Annotated in this window: 18 protein-coding genes; 12 read left to right on the top strand and 6 right to left on the bottom strand. The window is 65.3% G+C overall.

Annotated elements, in window-relative coordinates; all coding sequences use genetic code 11:
• The first annotated feature begins 2 nt into the window (after positions 1–2).
• From ACP15R_RS03065 to ACP15R_RS03095, 7 genes are read left to right on the top strand one after another with little or no spacing between them, the layout of a single operon-like run.
• Positions 3–1,094: a glycosyltransferase family 4 protein gene (locus tag ACP15R_RS03065; RefSeq protein WP_424984903.1), complete on the top strand. Its 1,092-nt coding sequence runs from the start codon at positions 3–5 to the stop codon at positions 1,092–1,094.
• Complete coding sequence (locus ACP15R_RS03070) at positions 1,091–1,672, top strand: histidine phosphatase family protein (protein ID WP_424984904.1); 582 nt, start codon at positions 1,091–1,093, stop codon at positions 1,670–1,672. Before ACP15R_RS03065 ends, ACP15R_RS03070 begins: the two co-directional genes overlap by 4 nt.
• Positions 1,669–2,805 (top strand): glycosyltransferase family protein, encoded by a 1,137-nt coding sequence (locus tag ACP15R_RS03075; RefSeq protein ID WP_424984905.1) that lies wholly within the window; start codon positions 1,669–1,671, stop codon positions 2,803–2,805. Before ACP15R_RS03070 ends, ACP15R_RS03075 begins: the two co-directional genes overlap by 4 nt.
• Positions 2,802–3,569, top strand: a complete 768-nt coding sequence (locus ACP15R_RS03080) for a polysaccharide deacetylase family protein (protein ID WP_424984906.1) — start codon at positions 2,802–2,804, stop codon at positions 3,567–3,569. Before ACP15R_RS03075 ends, ACP15R_RS03080 begins: the two co-directional genes overlap by 4 nt.
• Positions 3,556–4,032, top strand: coding sequence for a class I SAM-dependent methyltransferase (locus ACP15R_RS03085; protein ID WP_424984907.1), 477 nt, complete (start codon positions 3,556–3,558; stop codon positions 4,030–4,032). Before ACP15R_RS03080 ends, ACP15R_RS03085 begins: the two co-directional genes overlap by 14 nt.
• A gap of 59 nt (positions 4,033–4,091) precedes the next feature.
• A complete protein-coding gene (rpe, locus tag ACP15R_RS03090; RefSeq protein WP_424984908.1) occupies positions 4,092–4,781 on the top strand; it encodes a ribulose-phosphate 3-epimerase in 690 nt (229 codons plus the stop codon).
• Positions 4,774–5,322, top strand: coding sequence for a hypothetical protein (locus tag ACP15R_RS03095; protein ID WP_424984909.1), 549 nt, complete (start codon positions 4,774–4,776; stop codon positions 5,320–5,322). Before rpe ends, ACP15R_RS03095 begins: the two co-directional genes overlap by 8 nt.
• A gap of 17 nt (positions 5,323–5,339) precedes the next feature.
• Here ACP15R_RS03095 and ACP15R_RS03100 read toward each other — a convergent pair whose 3' ends face one another.
• From ACP15R_RS03100 to parA, 3 genes are all read right to left on the bottom strand, one after another.
• Complete coding sequence (locus ACP15R_RS03100; protein WP_424984910.1) at positions 5,340–5,747, bottom strand: universal stress protein; 408 nt, start codon at positions 5,745–5,747, stop codon at positions 5,340–5,342.
• 88 nt (positions 5,748–5,835) lie between these two features.
• A complete protein-coding gene (locus ACP15R_RS03105; protein WP_424984911.1) occupies positions 5,836–6,156 on the bottom strand; it encodes an antibiotic biosynthesis monooxygenase family protein in 321 nt (106 codons plus the stop codon).
• Between the two features lie 29 nt (positions 6,157–6,185).
• On the bottom strand, positions 6,186–6,818 hold the full coding sequence (parA, locus tag ACP15R_RS03110; RefSeq protein ID WP_424984912.1) for a ParA family partition ATPase: 633 nt from the start codon (positions 6,816–6,818) through the stop codon (positions 6,186–6,188).
• Between the two features lie 186 nt (positions 6,819–7,004).
• On the opposite strand from parA, the gene ACP15R_RS03115 reads away from it, so the two are divergent.
• Complete coding sequence (locus tag ACP15R_RS03115; RefSeq protein ID WP_424984913.1) at positions 7,005–7,757, top strand: SDR family NAD(P)-dependent oxidoreductase; 753 nt, start codon at positions 7,005–7,007, stop codon at positions 7,755–7,757.
• Positions 7,758–7,798: 41 nt separating this feature from the next.
• Here the strand turns inward: ACP15R_RS03115 and ACP15R_RS03120 are convergent, their stop codons facing one another.
• The 3 genes from ACP15R_RS03120 to ACP15R_RS03130 all read right to left on the bottom strand — a co-directional run bounded on the left by ACP15R_RS03120 (position 7,799) and on the right by ACP15R_RS03130 (position 11,163).
• The gene (locus tag ACP15R_RS03120) at positions 7,799–9,022 is read right to left on the bottom strand and encodes a hypothetical protein (protein ID WP_424984914.1); all 1,224 of its coding nucleotides are present in this window, start codon (positions 9,020–9,022) and stop codon (positions 7,799–7,801) included.
• A 51-nt stretch (positions 9,023–9,073) separates the two neighbouring features.
• Positions 9,074–9,814 (bottom strand): hypothetical protein, encoded by a 741-nt coding sequence (locus tag ACP15R_RS03125; RefSeq protein ID WP_424984915.1) that lies wholly within the window; start codon positions 9,812–9,814, stop codon positions 9,074–9,076.
• 236 nt (positions 9,815–10,050) lie between these two features.
• Complete coding sequence (locus ACP15R_RS03130) at positions 10,051–11,163, bottom strand: trypsin-like peptidase domain-containing protein (RefSeq protein ID WP_424984916.1); 1,113 nt, start codon at positions 11,161–11,163, stop codon at positions 10,051–10,053.
• A gap of 162 nt (positions 11,164–11,325) precedes the next feature.
• Between ACP15R_RS03130 and ACP15R_RS03135 the strand changes: the two genes are divergently transcribed.
• The 4 genes from ACP15R_RS03135 (at position 11,326) to ACP15R_RS03150 (ending at position 16,486) form a co-directional block, all read left to right on the top strand.
• Positions 11,326–11,997, top strand: a complete 672-nt coding sequence (locus ACP15R_RS03135) for a winged helix-turn-helix domain-containing protein (RefSeq protein ID WP_424984917.1) — start codon at positions 11,326–11,328, stop codon at positions 11,995–11,997.
• Positions 11,994–13,361: a sensor histidine kinase gene (locus tag ACP15R_RS03140; protein ID WP_424984918.1), complete on the top strand. Its 1,368-nt coding sequence runs from the start codon at positions 11,994–11,996 to the stop codon at positions 13,359–13,361. The genes ACP15R_RS03135 and ACP15R_RS03140 overlap by 4 nt, the downstream gene beginning before the upstream one ends.
• 164 nt (positions 13,362–13,525) lie before the next feature.
• Positions 13,526–15,385 carry a hypothetical protein gene (locus ACP15R_RS03145; protein WP_424984919.1) on the top strand — a complete coding sequence of 620 codons (1,860 nt, stop codon included), beginning with the start codon at positions 13,526–13,528 and terminating at the stop codon, positions 15,383–15,385.
• Between the two features lie 33 nt (positions 15,386–15,418).
• Complete coding sequence (locus ACP15R_RS03150) at positions 15,419–16,486, top strand: TAXI family TRAP transporter solute-binding subunit (protein ID WP_424984920.1); 1,068 nt, start codon at positions 15,419–15,421, stop codon at positions 16,484–16,486.
• Positions 16,487–16,552: the final 66 nt, after the last annotated feature.

Genomic DNA, 16,552 nt, shown 5'->3' on the forward strand with positions numbered 1-16,552 from the left:
CCATGCCGCGCGTGGCCTTCTACGCCCCGATGAAACCGCCGACCCATCCGGTGCCCTCGGGTGATCGCGCCTTTGCCCGAGCCCTGATGGCGGCGATTGCCACGGATGACGCCGAGGTGACGCTGGTATCCACCGTCCAGACCCACGAGAGCAAGGGCGATGCCACGCGACAGGCCGCGATCCGCGACATGGCCAGGGCCGAGGCGGACCGGCTCTGCGCCCTTTACGCGGCCCGCCCGCCGGATCTGTGGGTGACCTATCACAACTATTACAAGGCCCCGGATATCATCGGGCACGCGGTCACCTCGCAGCTCGGGATCCCCTATGTCCAGATCGAGGCGAGCCGCGCGAAAAAGCGCCTGACCGGACCCTGGGCCGATTTCGCGACCGCCGCCGAAACGGCCATAGATGCCGCGGATGTGGTGTTCTACCTCACGGCGAATGACCTGATTACGCTGGACCGGCACCGCCCCGCGGCGCAACGGCTGGTCAACCTCAAACCGTTTCTGCCGCGCATGGAACTCCCCACCGCCACCGATCCTGCCCGGCACCTGCCCCGGATGCTGAGCGCGGGTATGATGCGCCATGGCGACAAGCTTGCGTCCTACCGGATCATCGCCGACACGCTTGGCCTGCTTGGCGACCGCGACTGGCATCTGGACATTGCCGGTGACGGCCCCGCGCGCGCCGAGGTCGAACGGCTGATGGCCCGCTTTGGCAACCGGGTGCGTTTCCTTGGCCAGCTTGACGCGCCCCGGATGGCGGCGGCCTATGGCAATGCCGCGCTGTTTTTCTGGCCCGGCGTGAACGAGGGGTTCGGCATGGTCTATCTCGAGGCGCAGGCCGCCGGGATGCCGGTGATCGCGCAGGATCGCCCCGGCGTCCGGGACGTTCTGGCACAAGGCAGCTATCCCTCGCCCCAGGCCGGGGCCCGCGCCCTTGCCGCGCGGATAACCGAGATGCTGGGCGATGCCGACCAATGCCGCAGTCTTGGCACAGAGGCCCGCAGGAGCATTCGCCGCGACCATCTTGTGGACAGCGCCCGTGCCGCCTTCTGGCGCGCGGTCACGCCGCTCCTGGGACGCACGGCATGATCCGTCTCGCGCTCTTGCGGCATGGCCACACCGCCTGGAACCGCGCGGGACGCATCCAGGGCAGCAGCGATGTTCCACTGGACGACAAAGCCCGCGCCGAACTGCGCCAGTTCCGCCTGCCCGCCCCGTGGGACAGGGCCGATCTCTGGTCCAGCCCCCTCTGCCGCGCGCGGGAAACCGCCCGGATCGTCACCGGGCACAGGCCGCATATCGACGACGCATTGTCCGAGATGAACTGGGGCGATTGGGAAGGGCTGCGGGGCGTTGATCTGCTGGCGCAGCCCGGCTCGGGGTTTCGGCATATCGAGCATTGGGGCTGGGACTATCACGCGCCCGGGGGCGAAAGCCCGCGCAAGCTTGAACAACGCCTGCGCCCCTGGCTCGCCACGCTCACGCGGGATGCGGTGATCGTCAGCCATATCGGGGTGATGCGGGTGCTGCTGGCCCGCGCCCATGGCTGGGATTTCGATGGCCCCGCGCCCTTTCGCATCAAACGCAACCGGTTGTTCCTGCTGACCCTGTCGGGCGAAACGCTTGCCGCCGTACCGGAGCCAGTGCGATTGGAACTGCGGTCATGAAGGTGCTGATCGCTGTCACCCATCTGCTGGGCACCGGACATCTGCGCCGGGCCCTCGTGCTCGCCGACGCCTTTGCGGCGGCGGGGCACCGGGTGGTTCTGGCCAGCGGCGGCATGCCATTGGATGTCAATGTGTCCAAGGGCGTGCAGCTGCTGCAACTGCCGCCGCTTCGCTCGGACGGGGTGAATTTTTCGCGACTGCTGGATGAGACCGGCGCAGCCGCGGGCGAAACGCGGATCGCCGCGCGCGCCGCCCTGCTGCGCCAGGCCGTGGCCGAGCTGGGGCCGGACGTGCTGATTACCGAGCTGTTCCCCTTTGGTCGCCGCGTTCTGAGTGCCGAATTCACCGCGCTTCTACAGGCTGCCGCCACGCTCCGGCCCCGCCCCGTGGTCCTGTCATCGGTGCGCGACATCCTCGCGCCCCCCTCCAAACCGTCCAAGGCCGCCCGTGCGGAGGACTTGATCGCCAGCCATTACGATGCGTTTCTGGTGCATTCCGACCCCGAAGGCACACCGCTTGAGCAAAGCTGGCCGCTGACCGATGCGATGCGCTCGAAACTGCGCTACACCGGATACGTGACCCAGCCCCCGCCCGGCCCGCACCCGGACGGGGCCGGCACCGGTGAAATCCTTGTCAGCGCCGGGGGCGGCGATGTTGGCGACAGCATCTTTGAAACCGCGCTTGCCGCCGCGCGGCAGATGCCGGAAACCCGATGGCGCCTGCTGGTCGCAGGCCCGGCGCAACGGCTGGCGTCGCTGCGCGCACGGGCATCCGGCGGGCAGGTCATCGTCGAACCGGTCCGCCCGGATTTTCGCGGTCTTCTCGCCAATGCCGCCACCTCGGTCAGCATGTGCGGCTACAACACCGCGATGGATGTTCTGCAAACCCGCATACCCGCCGTGTTCGTGCCCTTTGACGCGGGCAACGAGGTCGAACAATCTCTGCGCGCCGACAGCCTGTCGCACTTGTCCGGCATCGCGACGCTGCGCGAACGCGACCTGACGGCCGACCGGCTCTGCGCCGCGATCCGTGACGTGGCACAGGCACCGCGCCGCGCCGCGGGCGGATTGCAGTTTGACGGCGCGGCCCGCTCCGTGGCAATCGCCACCGACATGGTGAAAGCACGCAGATGACCCCCGACTGGACACCCCTTGACGCCGAGCTCGACCGCTGGAAGGCTGCGGGCCTGACCCTGCCGCTCTGGTGGCGCGACGACGACGCGATCACCGCCACGCCGCAGCTCGAACGGTTGCACGACCTAGCCCGGCGCCTGGACATGCCGGTGCATCTCGCCGTGATCCCGGCGCATGCCCAACCCTCGCTGACGGGGGTCATCGGGCCGCACATGGTGCCGGTTCTGCATGGCTGGGCCCATGCCAACCACGCCCCGCCGCACGAGAAAAAGGCCGAGTTCGGCGCGCATCGCGACCCCGGCACCCTATTGGCCGAACTCGAACGGGGCCGTGCCCGGCTGCGGACGCTGTTCGGCGATGCGCTGGCCCCGATGTTCGTGCCGCCGTGGAACCGCATTGCCGCCGACCTGCCCGCCCGGTTGCCCGGGCTGGGGTTGCGGATGCTGTCGACCTTTACACCGCGCGCCCGGGCAGATGCCGCACCGGGGCTGCGCCAGATCAACACCCATCTTGACCCGATCAACTGGCGCGCGGGCAAGACCCTGCACGATCCGGACACCCTGATCCGGCAGGTGGCGGATCAACTGGCGGACCGGCGGGAAAATCGCGCTGATCCGGCCGAACCCTATGGCATCCTGACCCATCATCTGGTTCATGACGCCGCAATCTGGGACCATACCGAGGCGCTTCTGACCCGCCTGCTGAATGGCCCCGCGCAAATCTGGACCGCACATGCCGGGGAGACCACGAATGAGCCGACTTGATTCGATGCTGCGCCGCTTTACCGCCCAACGCGACGGGCTGAACTGGGCCGCGGAACAGATCGCGGACCTGCCCGGAGACGTGCTCGATCTCGGGCTTGGCAATGGCCGTACCTATGACCACCTGCGCGAGCTCTTTCCCGAGCGGCGCATCCTGGTGATCGACCGTGTGCTGCAATGCCACCCGTCCTGCACCCCGCCCGCCGAAAATTTTCTCGAGGGCGAGGCCGAACCCATGTTGCGCCGCCTGCACGAAATGGGCGTTCGGATCGCCCTGGCCCATTACGATTTCGGCATGGGCATCAAGGAAGATGACGTGGCCGAGGCCGCGCGGCTCAGCCCGCTGCTCGCCCCGGCGATGTGCCCCGGCGGGCTGATCGTGTCGGGCCAGCCGCTGGCCGGGTTCCGGCAGGTCAGCGGGCCGGACACCATCGCTCCGGACCGCTATCTGTTCTATCGCAGCTGACCCTTCCGCATCCGCGCCCGCGCGTTTATACCGGGCGCAACCCAGCCCAAAGGTGCCCCATGACATTCGACCGCAAGATCAAGATCGCCCCCTCCATCCTCGCCGCCGATTTCGCCAATTTCGGAGCCGAATGCGAGGCCATCGAAGCACAGGGCGCGGATTGGGTGCATGTCGACGTGATGGACGGGCATTTCGTTCCCAACATCACCTTTGGCCCCGCCACCTGCGCCGCGATCCGCCCGCATATCAAGGGCGTGATGGATGTGCACCTGATGATCGCGCCGGTTGATCCCTATATCGACGCCTTTGCTGCCGCCGGGGCGGATGTGATCACCGCCCATGTCGAGGCCGGTCCGCATATTCACCGCACGCTGCAAGCGATCCGCGCCGCCGGGGCCAAGGCCGGTATCGCGCTCAACCCCGGCACCCCGGCGAGCGCGGTCGAGCCCCTGCTCGACATGATCGACCTGGTCTGTGTGATGACGGTGAATCCCGGCTTTGGCGGGCAGAAATTCATCGACATGACAGACAAGGTCCGGGCGCTGCGCGGCCTGATCGGGGATCGCCCGGTGCATATCGAAATCGATGGCGGCGTCGATCCCGACACCGCGCCGCTGGTGGCGGGTGCCGGGGCCGATGTGCTGGTGGCCGGATCGGCGGTGTTCCGTGGCGGCTCGGTCGGCAACCCGGCCCCCTATGGCGACAACATCCGCGCCATTCGTGCCGCCGCCGAAGGTGTCTATGCCTGATCTGCCGACAAACAGCGGTCGCCCGACCATGACACGGCTGCTCAGCGCCATTCTGGTCTTGCTGCTGATGGCGGGCGGCGCGATGGCACAGGGATATGGCTATGGCAGCAACGCCAAGACCGGTCTCAGCGACCGCACGACCACCCGCGTGGTCCGGCTTCTGGAACAGGGATTGCGGCAATGCCGGGCGCTGGACTCGGTCTATCGTTACGACTGCTATCGTCAGAACTATCGCACCGCCGGTCAGCGATTGGCCGGAAACCCCGCCTATGCCCCCGCGCAACAGGCGTTGCGCGATGTGGAAAACACCCTGGCGGGGGTTCTGAATGCCAATGCCGATCCGGCCGCAAAACCGCTGCGCCGCCGGGGCAAGAGCTTTGCGGCGATTTCCGAGGCCGCCATTCCCGGCTCCCGGGCCGCGTTTACCGCCGCGCTGGACCAGGCCGCGACCCAGCTTCTCAGGTCGTCGGGTTCAAGCCGCGATCATTTTGCCCGGATCGCGGCGGCGCTGGATTCCGACAAGGTGTTTCTGCGCTCATAGCCCGCCGGGCGGATCGCTCAGCGTACCACGTGCACGGCACAGCTCGCATGGCGCACCACCTGCGCCGCTGTTGACCCCAGCAGCAGATCCTGCATTCCGGGGCGATGCGAGGCAATGATGATCAGGTCCGGCGCATGCTGACCGGCCCAGTCCAGGATCGACCGGCCAGAATGCCCGTCGATCACCACCCCTCTGGCATTGGGCAGCGTGGCGGCCATATCGTCCAATTGCGACTGGATCGCCTCGCGGGTCGCCTTGAGGTAATCCACCGGCATATAGGTGACCGCATAGCCGGGTATCTGTTCGACCACGTGCAACAGCGTGATCTGTGCATCCGGTGTCGCCAGCAACCGCGCCAGTTTGAGCGGGCCGGACGTATCGCGCTCGGCATCAAACGAGATTGGGACAAGGATGTTCTGGTACATGGAAAGCCCTCCGGTTGTTCGGGCCAACCCTGCGCCTTTCAGACGGATAGCGCCTTGATCCAAATCATGAAACTGAACGATAATCCTATCAGCCGAATGTCGCGGCAACCTCGTACATCACCGGCTCGAAGGACCGGCAGAGTTCGTTGATCTTGCGGTTCCGCGTGCGCATCTCGTCGCTGCGCAGCATCGCCTGGAAATCCTCGCGCCGGTTCCATTGCGAATAGTTGGCGATGCGTGTCTGGGCATCGTTGACATGCAGGCTGGCGGCGATAAAGCCCGGCTGCTTGCTGATGAACGCCTCGTAGGCATCGGTCAACGCATCCAGCAGATCCTGGCATGTGCCCGGGGACATTTCGAATGTGGTGATGACGGTCTGGTGTCCGCTGTCTTTGGTGATGGTTTGCATGGCATTTCCCTCGCTACGGGATCAGCCTATCACACCCGCGCCAGCCATGAGGAAATTTCGTCAACCAGGGTCTGCATCTCGGCATGGGCCGGGCCCTTGGGCGCTTCGAGCACCGCTCGCCCCTGTCCCAGCGTTTCCGCATAGACAACCCGGTTGTTCATCGGCGCCTCGGCGATTTCCGCCGTCAGCTCCGCCGCCTTTTCCCCGACATCCACCGACAGCCGCGTGCCCGACCGCGCGCGGGTCATGACCATGACCGCCGGCTTGCCGGCGCGATCCGCCAGTTCGAGCACCGCCTCGACCGCCCAGAGATCCACATGCGAAGTCGCCACCGGCACCAGCACGAGATCGGCCGCCCGCAATGCCGGGCGCAGATCGCTGTCGGCCTTGGGCGGGGTGTCGATGATCACGATGTCATGGCTGTCGGCCAGTTTCCGGCACTCGTAGGAAATGCCCCAGGCCGATGCCGTGGCAAACTCGACCCCCGGATCTTCCATCGTTTCCAGGCGCATCATGAACCAGCGTCCGGCGCTGCCTTGCGGGTCGGTGTCGATCAACGCCACCGATTTGCCTTCGCGCGCGAACCCGACCGCAAGGTTCACGGCCAGCGTCGTCTTGCCCGACCCGCCCTTTTGCTGCGCGATTGCAATGACATGCCCCATTAACGCCCCTCCCGAATGCTGCAATGCAGATTAACCGCTTGCTGCAACGGCGCAATGGGCAATCCGCGCCCGGACACGGCAATGAGTCCCGGAATGTGACGGCCCCTGGCAAAAAGGGGATTGAGATTGCCGCACCACCCGGACGAAAGTGACGCAAGCAGAATGAAACCGGAGAGTATATCCAGAATGTCCGAGAAAACCGCCCTCGTCACCGGAGCAGCGCGGGGGATCGGCCTCGCGACCACGAAATTGTTCATGGAACAGGGCTGGCGCGTGGCGATGGTCGACCGGGATGGCGAGGCGCTTGCAGCCGCCGCCGCCGGGTTGAACGAGGCCAGCCCGTTTGAATATGACGTGTCCATGCCGGAACAGGTCGACGAGATGGCGCAGGAGGTCCGCAAGGGGTTTGGCCGGATCGATGCAGTGGTGAACAATGCCGGCGTGGCCGATTTCGGCCCCATCGAGGAAACCGGGTTCGACCGCTGGCGCAGGATCATGGCGACCAACCTGGACGGGGTGTTCCTGGTGTCACAGGCCTGTATTCCGGCGCTGCGCGAAACGCGTGGCGCGCTGGTGAATATCGCGTCGATCTCGGGGTTGCGGGCCTCGACCCTGCGGGTCGCCTATGGCACCTCCAAGGCCGCCGTGATCCAGTTGACCAAGCAGCAGGCCGCCGAGCTTGGCGAATATGGCATTCGCGCCAATTGCGTCTGTCCCGGACCGGTGCGCACCAAGCTGGCCATGGCGGTGCATACGCCGGACATCATCGCAAGCTATCACGATGCGATCCCTCTGAACCGCTACGGATCGGAACGCGAGATCGCCGAGGTCATCACCTTCCTGTGTTCGGACAGGGCAAGCTATGTCACCGGCCAGATCATCGCATCCGATGGCGGTTTCGAAAGCACCGGTGTCGGGCTGCCCGCCCTGCGCGGCTGAACGGCGCGGGGTAGCGGGCCGCAGGGGCGCGGGCGAGCGGTTCAGAACACCCAGCGGACTCCGGTCATCATCGCGGTGCTGTCCAGAAAAGTCGCCCCCGTCGCGTCAAAGGAATAGTGCCGCAGCAGGGCAAACCCCTGCATGTTCAGCCGATCAAAAGACTGAACAAAAGCCAGCCCCACCGACCGCGACCGCGAGCCGGGCGCGTAGATGTCATTGCCCCGGTAGAAATCCAGCGATACCGCGCTGTCCCCGACCGTCCAGAGCGACCGTAGCACGCCCAGCTTGACATAAGAGAAACCGCCGCCGTCCTCCTCGCCTCCCGATGCCATGGTCAGGTTGATGCCGCTGGGGACATGCAGCGCCGACATCGACCCGGACAGCACCCGCTCGTCCGCCGTCCAGCTATTGCCAAGACCCGAGGCGAATTTGAAATCCCCCAGCCGGGTTTCATAAGTCAGCGCGACATCGGCATTGGTCGAACCATCCTCGCGGAACACCTCGTTGCCGATCGCCGCAGAGAACACCAGGCCGTTTAATGATGGCGTGTCATAGCGCACCCGCATCTTGCGATCACCATCCGGATAGGTCCCCGTGATGTTCGAACCCTCGAAATTGTCAAAGAACGCGCCCAGCTCCACATCGGAGATCCGGCCATCCGCAAACCGCAGGAACTGGGCCGAAGCCACCGCCGACACGTCGGAATAGGCGGCAACCTTGGTCCCGGAGTAATCCACCTCGGTAATGCTGTCGGTGGCCATGCTGCCCTGGCCGACGGTCAGCACACCAAATCGCGGATGTTCAAGGACCAGCTCAAGCTTGCGCAGGTTGGTTTCATCGCTGATCCAGTCGGCATCCTGCGGCGTGTCGAGATTGACGCTGTTGGAGGGGCGCGGCGTGATGCCGATCTCGGCACGAAAGACCGGGCGCCAGTTGCCCGCGTGCCGAAGATGCCATCGCAAGCCGATGCGCGAGGTCTTGTTCGAATTGCCCACCGGCGCATAGCCGCGCGAGCGGCCGCCATCGTCATAGTTCAGAATCGCGGGCGAAAACTGTCCGTAGAACGTCACCAGTGCGCCGGTAAACAATTCGCGCGTGCGCCAGTCGTCGGTTCCGTCGGTAAACGGGGTCAGGTCGATCTTGCGTTCACCGGCAACAACCGAACCCGTAACCCCGAGCAGCGACAGGGCGAGCGCTAAGCCACGAGAACAGGCGCGCATGCATCGGGCCGGGCTTGTGGCGGTGGGCATCGGATCGCTGTTCATGGCGCTCCCTCGCCGCGTTTCGTTGCCGCCCTACCCGACCCGGCGCCGCACTCAGAACCGGAAACCCGCCGCGATGAACGGGCCGGACAGGGTGATTTCGTTGGGCCGCCCGCCAATATCATGTTGCAGGTTCATGCTGCGATAGCCAAAGGCGGCGGACCATTGATCGTTGAACTGATAGCGTATGCTGGCCAGCGCCTGCCATGTCTTGTCATCCGATCCGGTGCCGCCGAAATCGATCAGGGCGGTCGCCGTCCAGGTATCACTGAAGGGAACCGTAATCCGCGCGGCGAGCACCGGGTCCACCCAGCTATCGCCAACCGAATAGGCCCCCGACAAGCCCTGCGATCCAGACGAGAGGGACACGCCCATATCCACATCGAACCAGCGCAGCCCCGCACCCGCGTCAAGTTGCACCCGCGGAGTCGAATGGAACCGATAAAGCGCAAGGCCTGTCACCTGCGACAGCCTGGTTTCGACCACGGCCTGCGCATAGGCCCCGCCAAGCGGCGCGCCCTGCGTCGCGGAAAGCTTGCTGTACACCCCGTCGAGCACGAACCCCCAGCGTCCGCGCCGCGCCTCGAAGGCGGCCATCAGCGACCCGTCAAGACTCTCCAGCACATCCTTGCTGCTGAGATCGGCGTCGATCGTACCCTGGTCGGTTTCAACCGTGGTCTCCAGCCCGGCAAACCAGCCATACAGCGTCGCAGAATAATTCCAGTCGGGATTCTCGGCACCGGCCGGTGCGGCCAGCAGCATCAATGCAGCAATTGGCGATGCCGTCCGTTTCATGTTCAAACCCCATGAGCCGGACATCCCCACGAATCCGGTCCTGATCGATATTAAAGCGAGTCCGTTGAAAAGTGGACAACATTTTCAACGCCCTGCCGGATTGACCCGCACCGCGCGCCACCGGATGAAAACACGATCGCGGCCCGGCGCCTCCCCTGCACCGGGCCGCAACATCCCGGGTCTTGCGGGATTATCCACCGACGGGCCGGATGCCCGCCGGTGGAATGAGCGGGGTATCACGCGTCCTGTTTGCCCCGCGTCCCGACCGTGACTTCGCGGGTGATCATCTCGCCCTTGCGCAGGATCTCGACCTCGGCGGATTGCTCGGGGGCCGTATCGGCAACGGCGCGGGTCAGATCGCGCAGCTCTTCGATCTGGGTGCCGTTGAACGACAGGATGATGTCGCCCGTCTGAAGCCCGCCGGACTTGGCCGGGCTGTCGGCGCTGACCGCTTCGATCACCGCACCCTTGGGGCCATCATATCCCAGAACCGAGGCCACCTCGTCCGACATCGGGCGGATCTGCACGCCCAGCCAGCCGCGCGTGATTTCACCGTCATCCTGAAGGTCGGCCACCACGGTTTGAACCAAGTCGGACGGAACCGCGAACCCGATGCCCACCGAACCGCCATCCGGCGAGAAGATCGCCGTGTTCACGCCGATGACCTCACCCTCATTGTTGAACAGCGGCCCGCCCGAATTGCCCCGGTTGATCGCCGCGTCGGTCTGGATGAAATCGTCATAGGGGCCCGAATGAATGTCCCGTGACATCGCCGAAATGATGCCCGACGTGACCGTCCCGCCCAGGCCAAAGGGATTGCCCACGGCGACCACCTCGTCACCGGCCCGCATGGAATCGGACTCGCCAAACACCACCACCGGCAGCGTTTCGTCGATCTCGGCCTGCAACAGCGCCACATCGGTCAACGGGTCGCTGCCGATCACCGTGGCGTTGAAACTGCGCCCGTCGGCGAGCTTGACCGTCACGCTGTCGGCACCGTCAACCACGTGATGGTTGGTCACGATCTGTCCGTCTCCGGAGATGATGAAACCCGAACCGACGCCTTTCCGCGGCGCAGCCCCGCCATTCTTGGGCAGCATCTTTTCGAACCGTTTGCGGAATTCTTCGGGAATGCCCTCCGGCAGCCCGCCAGCCGGCTCCATGCCGGCCTCCTTGCCGGTGACTTCGATAAAGACGACGCTGGGCGAAACCGCTTCGACAAGATCGCCATACCCGCCCGGCGGAACCGCCAATGCGGTACTGGGTGCGAGGGCGATCACGCCGGTCGAGGCAAGCGCGGCAACCAGCGTGGCGCCGGCAAGACGATGGGGGGTGGATGTCGTAGTCATGGAATTGCTCCGTTTATTGCTTTGACCCGGCACAGATGGGGTATGCCCCTTACAGACGTCTTTGGCTTTCTATACAAAATTGTCATCCGGCACCGGGGCGCTTGGCGGGCCGGGGCGCAACGCCTAGGTATTCATCGTGAAACGCATGATCTGCGAGGGTGCATGAAAATTCTGGCTGTCGAAGATGACGCCACCACCGGGGCGTTCATATCGCGGGGATTGCGCGAAGAGGGTCATTCGGTCGATCTGGTCACGGATGGGCGCGAGGCGCTGATCCGGGCGACCGCTGGCAGCTATGACGTGATGATCGTCGACCGGATGTTGCCGGAAATCGACGGGCTGACGCTGGTCAAGACCTTGCGCGGGGCAGGCAACCGGACACCGGTCCTGTTCCTGACGTCGCTGGGCAGCGTCGACGACCGGATCGGCGGGTTGAACGCGGGGGGCGATGATTACCTTGTCAAACCCTTCGCCTTTGGCGAGCTCTCCGCACGGGTCAGCGCGCTGGCCAGACGCCCCCCTGCGGTGGAACAGGAAACCTTGCTGCGCGCCGGCCCGCTGGAAATGGACCTGATCGCGCGCAAGGTGACGCGCGACGGGGTGGTGATCGACCTGCTGCCCCGCGAATTCGCCATTCTTGAGCATCTGATACGCCGCAAGGGCCGGGTCCAGACCCGGACCATGCTGCTCGAAGCGATCTGGGATATCAATTTCGACCCGATGACCAACGTGGTCGAAACCCATATCAGCCGCCTGCGCGCCAAGGTCGACAAGCCGTTTGACGGCGAATTGATCAAGACGGTGCGCGGTGCCGGCTATCGGATCGACGCGTGAACGCCCGGATTTCAAGCCTCTGGCGGTCGATGCCCCTGCGTCTGGCGCTCGGGCTGGTGGTGCTGTTCTCCGTGGTCAGCCTTGTGGGGCTGGCGGCGAGTTATGTTCTGACCGAACGGTCGTTCGAACAGGCGATCCGCGCCGATCTGAGCCAACGCATCGCCGGGTTCCGGGCCGCCCCCTCGGCGGCGGCTCTGGCAACGCTGGTCGAGACCGAGGCGCGCGAAACCGACCCTGAACGCCTCGTCCTCAGTTATCTCGCGCCGAACCGGCGGCAATATGGCAACGCGGTGATTGCCCGCGACGGCGAAGGATACCAGGTGCTGTCCCTGTCGCAGGAAAGCCCGACCCTGAGCGGCGATTACCTCGCCCTGACCACCACGATGCAGGGGGGCCAGCTGACCATCGCCCGCAGCCTGTCGGAAATCGAGGCTCTGCGCACCGTGTTCCTGAACATCCTTGTGCTGAGCCTGCTGCCTACGATCCTGATCGCGCTGTCGGGTGCGGTGTACCTGGCGCGGCGCAGCGCGCGCAACGTCGCCACGGTTGGCAGGACGCTTGACCGGCTGACATCGGGGGACCTTCAGGCGCGGGTGCGTCCCGGTGCCGACTGGTCCGAGGACCTCGCCGAGATCGGCACCAAGATCGACGAGATGGCACAGGCGCAGGAAAGTTCGGTCGCCGCCATCCGGCAAGTGTCATCCGACATCGCCCATGACCTCAAGACACCGATCCAGCGGGTCGCCGTGCATCTTGCGGACCTTGCGGATCGCGCGGAATTGCCGCCACAGGCCCGCGACCTGGTGGATCAGGCCCGCAGCGAGCTGGACGGCGTCGCGTCGGTGTTCCGCTCGTTGCTGCAAATCGCCCAGATCGAATCCGGCACGCCCCGTTCGGGCTTTGCGCCGCTTTCACTCGGCGAGCTCATGCGAACCTGTGCCGAGCTTTACGAACCCGCCGCCAGCGACAGCGGCCATCACCTCGCCACCCGCATCGGCCCCGACATTCCCACGGTCATGGGTGATCGCAACCTGTTGCTGCAACTTCTGGCCAACCTGATCGAAAACGCCCTGCGCCACACCCCCGCCGGCAGCCGGATCAGCCTTGAGCTCGACCATCACCCACAGGGCATCGTGCTGAGCGTTGCCGATACCGGGCCGGGGATTCCAGAGGACGAAACCGACCATGTGTTGCAACGGCTTTACCGGCTGGATCGCAGCCGGATGACACCGGGCAGCGGCCTGGGCCTGAATTTCGTGTCCGTGGTTGCGCGACTGCATGGCGCAGAGCTTGCGCTGCGCGACAACGCTCCGGGATTGCGGGTTGACGTCACCTTTGATCCCGCCCCCGCGGACATGGCCTGACGCGCCCGCAGCGCCGCCCGGCCCCGCGGCGTCTTGCGGGGAATTGAGCCCCGCCTGAATTCAAGATTCGACCGAAGGTGACTTTTGTGTAAAGTTTTGCCTATGCTGGGAGTTAATGCATTTTTGTAAGGGGCGAATTGGACATGCGGCACATCAGGATTTTCATGTGTAGTGTGATGATTTTCGGGCTGGCGGGGCTGGAGCCGGAAGCGGCGGTCGCACAAGAGGCTGCGGCGGACGCGGCGGAACTGTCTCAGAAAGCGGAATCGTTTCGCCGGATCATAGGATTGCTGGAAGAAGACATCGGCGCGCTGGAAGCCGATATCGCCCAGATCAGCGAAGAGCGCGAAGCCGAGGCCGCACGGCTGGAAGACATCCGCGCCGAGCTGGCACAGGCACAGGCGGAACTGGATGCCGCCAGCCAGACGGGCACGGACCAGCAATCCGAGCTGGACACCGCAGCGGCCAACGCCGCCGCCGAGCGCGACGCGGCCATTGCCGATCGTGATGCCGCGCAGGCCGCGCTGAGCGAAATCCAGGCACAGCGCGATACGCTCGCGGCCGAAATGGACACGGCGCGCGCGGAACTGGACCGGGTGCAGGGCGAAATCGCCAAGGCAAACGAAACGGCCCAAGCCGCAAAGGCGGCCAGTGCCGAAGCGGATGACGCGGCGCTTTCGGATGCGCAGGCCGCTTTGGCGCAGGTCCAGGCCGCTCAGGCCGAGGCAGAGGCCGCGCGAACCGTGGCCGAGAGCCAGCGCGATGCGGCACGTACGGAACTTGCCGATGCCAGCGCCAGGCTCGAAGCGGTTCAGGCCGAGCTGGCAGAGGCAACCGGGGCCGTCGAGACCCGCAATGCCGACCTGCAACAGGCCGAAACCCGTGCGGCGGAACTGGCCGAGGCACAGGCTCAGGCGCAGGCGGCGCTGGATGCCGCTCAGGCGGAACTGACCGAAACGCAGGATCGCAAAACCGCACTGGACGCGGAAATCAAGGCGGCGGAAGCGACGGTCAAAGCCACGGGCGAACAGAACACAAAGCTGGCGGCGCAGGCCGAGGCGCTGAACACCGCCCTGTCCGACGCCACAGCGCGCGAAACAGAGCTGAACGGCAAGCTGCAAGGACTGACCGCCGACATCGCGGCAAAGGAAACCGAACTGGCGGATGTCACGTCGCGGGTCGATACCGCGTCCGAAACGCTTGCGGCCAAGTCCGCCGAGCTCGACGCCACGCTGGCCGATGCCGACAAGACGCTGGCAGAGCAGACCGACGCGGCGCGCGCGCGGCTGGAGGATCTGGAGACCCAGATCAACGAAGCAGAATCCCGCAAGGCGGCACTGGAAGAACGGATCGAGGCGCGCACCGCCCTTGCCGAAGCCCAGCAAGCCGCCGAGGCCGAGCATACCCGGCTGGAAGCGCGTGTCGCGGAACTTGGCAAGGCGGCCAAGGAACAGGAAGCCAGGCTGGCGGAAGCGAAAGAGGCCGCCGACAGTGAAACCGCCCGGTTGCAGGCAAGCCTGGCCGACCTCGCCAAGCAAGAAGAGGCGCAAAAGGCGGCGCTCGCAACACAGCAGTCAGAGGCCGAAACCCTGCGGGCACAGATCGAAGGCGACCGTTCGGCTGCCGCCGAGCTGCTGGGCCAGCGCGAACAGATGCAGGCCGAACTGGCCGCGCTCGAACAGGCCCGCGCCGACCGCGAAGCGCAGATCGCGGCACTGCAACAACAGCTCGCAACCGCCCAGACAGCCGCCGCCGCAACGCCACCGGTCCCTGCCGCCACGGCACCCGCCCCGGCCGCCCCCAAGCCCGCCGCCGCGCAACAGGGTAGCCCGCGCAATTCGGCCGCGGTGAACGCGGCAATCCGCAACGCACCGGGCCTGCCCGCCCAGCGAACCGCGCAGGTCAGCCAGCTGCATGACCTGTTGGTTCAGGGCACCTGTGCGACGGCGGCATTGCAGCAGTCCTTCGGGACGATCAACCGCCAGACGCTGGTGCATCTGGTCAAGACTCTGGGCGGATGTTGACGCGTATTTTTCGTTTGAATTGGAGAGCAAGACATGAAGACAAGAAAAAAGTCCATTCTGGCGCGGTGTGTCGCCCTCGCGGTCCTGCTGACCGGATTGTCGCTGCCGGTGCAGGCGCAGCAGTTTGAAAAGAACATTCTCACCGGCGGCCCGAGCGGCACCTATATCCAGTTTGGCCGCAATGTCAGCGACATCGCCGCCAAATGCGGCGTGAACCTGCAAGTGCAGGAAAGCGCCGGTTCGCTGGAGAACTTTCTTGGCGTGCGCAAACGGCGGTTTACCCAGTTCGGTATCGTGCAATCGGACGTTCTGGAATATCTCAAGACCTTTGCCGCCGACGATCCGGGCGTGGCGCGGGCGATTCTGGGCGTGCGCATTGCCTTTCCTCTCTATAACGAAGAGGTCCACGTCCTGGGAACCAAGGACATCAATTCGCTCGCCGATCTCAATGGCAAACGCATCGCCGTCGGGGTCGAAGACAGCGGCACCTTCCTGACCGCGTCGCTGGTACTGGACCTGGCGCAGGTCAATCCCGCCGAGCGGTTGACCATCAACGCCGAGGAGTCGCTTGCCGCCCTGTTGAACGGTCAGATCGACGCGTTTTTCTATGTCGCCGGTGCGCCGACGCGGATTTTCCAGTCACCACAGATCGATGGCGACCGGTTCCACCTTGTGCCGATCAACGACCCGACCTTGCAAGCGGTCTATGTCCCGGCGACGATCCCGGCGGGGGCCTATGCGTTCCAGGCCGATCCGGTAGATGTGGTCGCCGTCAAGGCGGTGCTGATGACCTATGAATACGACCCCAACCGCAATGCCTATCACCGCGAAAGCTGCAAGGCGGTTTCGGATATTTCCCACCTGATCAGCAGCCGGTTCTCCGAGCTTCAGGAAACCGGCCACCCCAAGTGGAAACAGGTCGACCCCACCGCCCTGCCGCCGGGCTGGAACATCGGGTCTTGCGTGAATGTGGGGCTTGATCCGAACTATCCGCTGACCTGCGAAGGCGATCTGCCCACGGTGGGTGCGGGCCAGGGCGGCTCCGAGAGCGAGGCCAACTCAGCCTATCGCCGCCAGATCTGCGCCACTATCGGCTGCTAATGCGGTTGGGCGGCGGCGAGCCCGGGCTTGCCGCCGCGCCTGACGGGTTGCTGCGCGGGATGAGTG

It is taken from the genome of Microbulbifer sp. S227A, from assembly GCF_049800935.1.

Bases quoted from the DNA above. Each gene is read 5' to 3' on its own strand.
- ACP15R_RS03115 (WP_424984913.1), top strand. From the start codon at position 7,005: ATGTCCGAGAAAACCGCCCTCGTCACCGGAGCAGCGCGGGGGATCGGC.
- ACP15R_RS03150 (WP_424984920.1), top strand. From the start codon at position 15,419: ATGAAGACAAGAAAAAAGTCCATTCTGGCGCGGTGTGTCGCCCTCGCG.
- ACP15R_RS03085 (WP_424984907.1), top strand. From the start codon at position 3,556: ATGAGCCGACTTGATTCGATGCTGCGCCGCTTTACCGCCCAACGCGAC.
- parA (WP_424984912.1), bottom strand. From the start codon at position 6,818: ATGGGGCATGTCATTGCAATCGCGCAGCAAAAGGGCGGGTCGGGCAAG.
- ACP15R_RS03135 (WP_424984917.1), top strand. From the start codon at position 11,326: ATGAAAATTCTGGCTGTCGAAGATGACGCCACCACCGGGGCGTTCATA.
- ACP15R_RS03130 (WP_424984916.1), bottom strand. From the start codon at position 11,163: ATGACTACGACATCCACCCCCCATCGTCTTGCCGGCGCCACGCTGGTT.
- ACP15R_RS03100 (WP_424984910.1), bottom strand. From the start codon at position 5,747: ATGTACCAGAACATCCTTGTCCCAATCTCGTTTGATGCCGAGCGCGAT.
- ACP15R_RS03125 (WP_424984915.1), bottom strand. From the start codon at position 9,814: ATGAAACGGACGGCATCGCCAATTGCTGCATTGATGCTGCTGGCCGCA.
- ACP15R_RS03120 (WP_424984914.1), bottom strand. From the start codon at position 9,022: ATGAACAGCGATCCGATGCCCACCGCCACAAGCCCGGCCCGATGCATG.
- ACP15R_RS03095 (WP_424984909.1), top strand. From the start codon at position 4,774: ATGCCTGATCTGCCGACAAACAGCGGTCGCCCGACCATGACACGGCTG.
- ACP15R_RS03070 (WP_424984904.1), top strand. From the start codon at position 1,091: ATGATCCGTCTCGCGCTCTTGCGGCATGGCCACACCGCCTGGAACCGC.
- ACP15R_RS03075 (WP_424984905.1), top strand. From the start codon at position 1,669: ATGAAGGTGCTGATCGCTGTCACCCATCTGCTGGGCACCGGACATCTG.
- ACP15R_RS03145 (WP_424984919.1), top strand. From the start codon at position 13,526: ATGTGTAGTGTGATGATTTTCGGGCTGGCGGGGCTGGAGCCGGAAGCG.
- ACP15R_RS03105 (WP_424984911.1), bottom strand. From the start codon at position 6,156: ATGCAAACCATCACCAAAGACAGCGGACACCAGACCGTCATCACCACA.
- rpe (WP_424984908.1), top strand. From the start codon at position 4,092: ATGACATTCGACCGCAAGATCAAGATCGCCCCCTCCATCCTCGCCGCC.
- ACP15R_RS03080 (WP_424984906.1), top strand. From the start codon at position 2,802: ATGACCCCCGACTGGACACCCCTTGACGCCGAGCTCGACCGCTGGAAG.
- ACP15R_RS03065 (WP_424984903.1), top strand. From the start codon at position 3: ATGCCGCGCGTGGCCTTCTACGCCCCGATGAAACCGCCGACCCATCCG.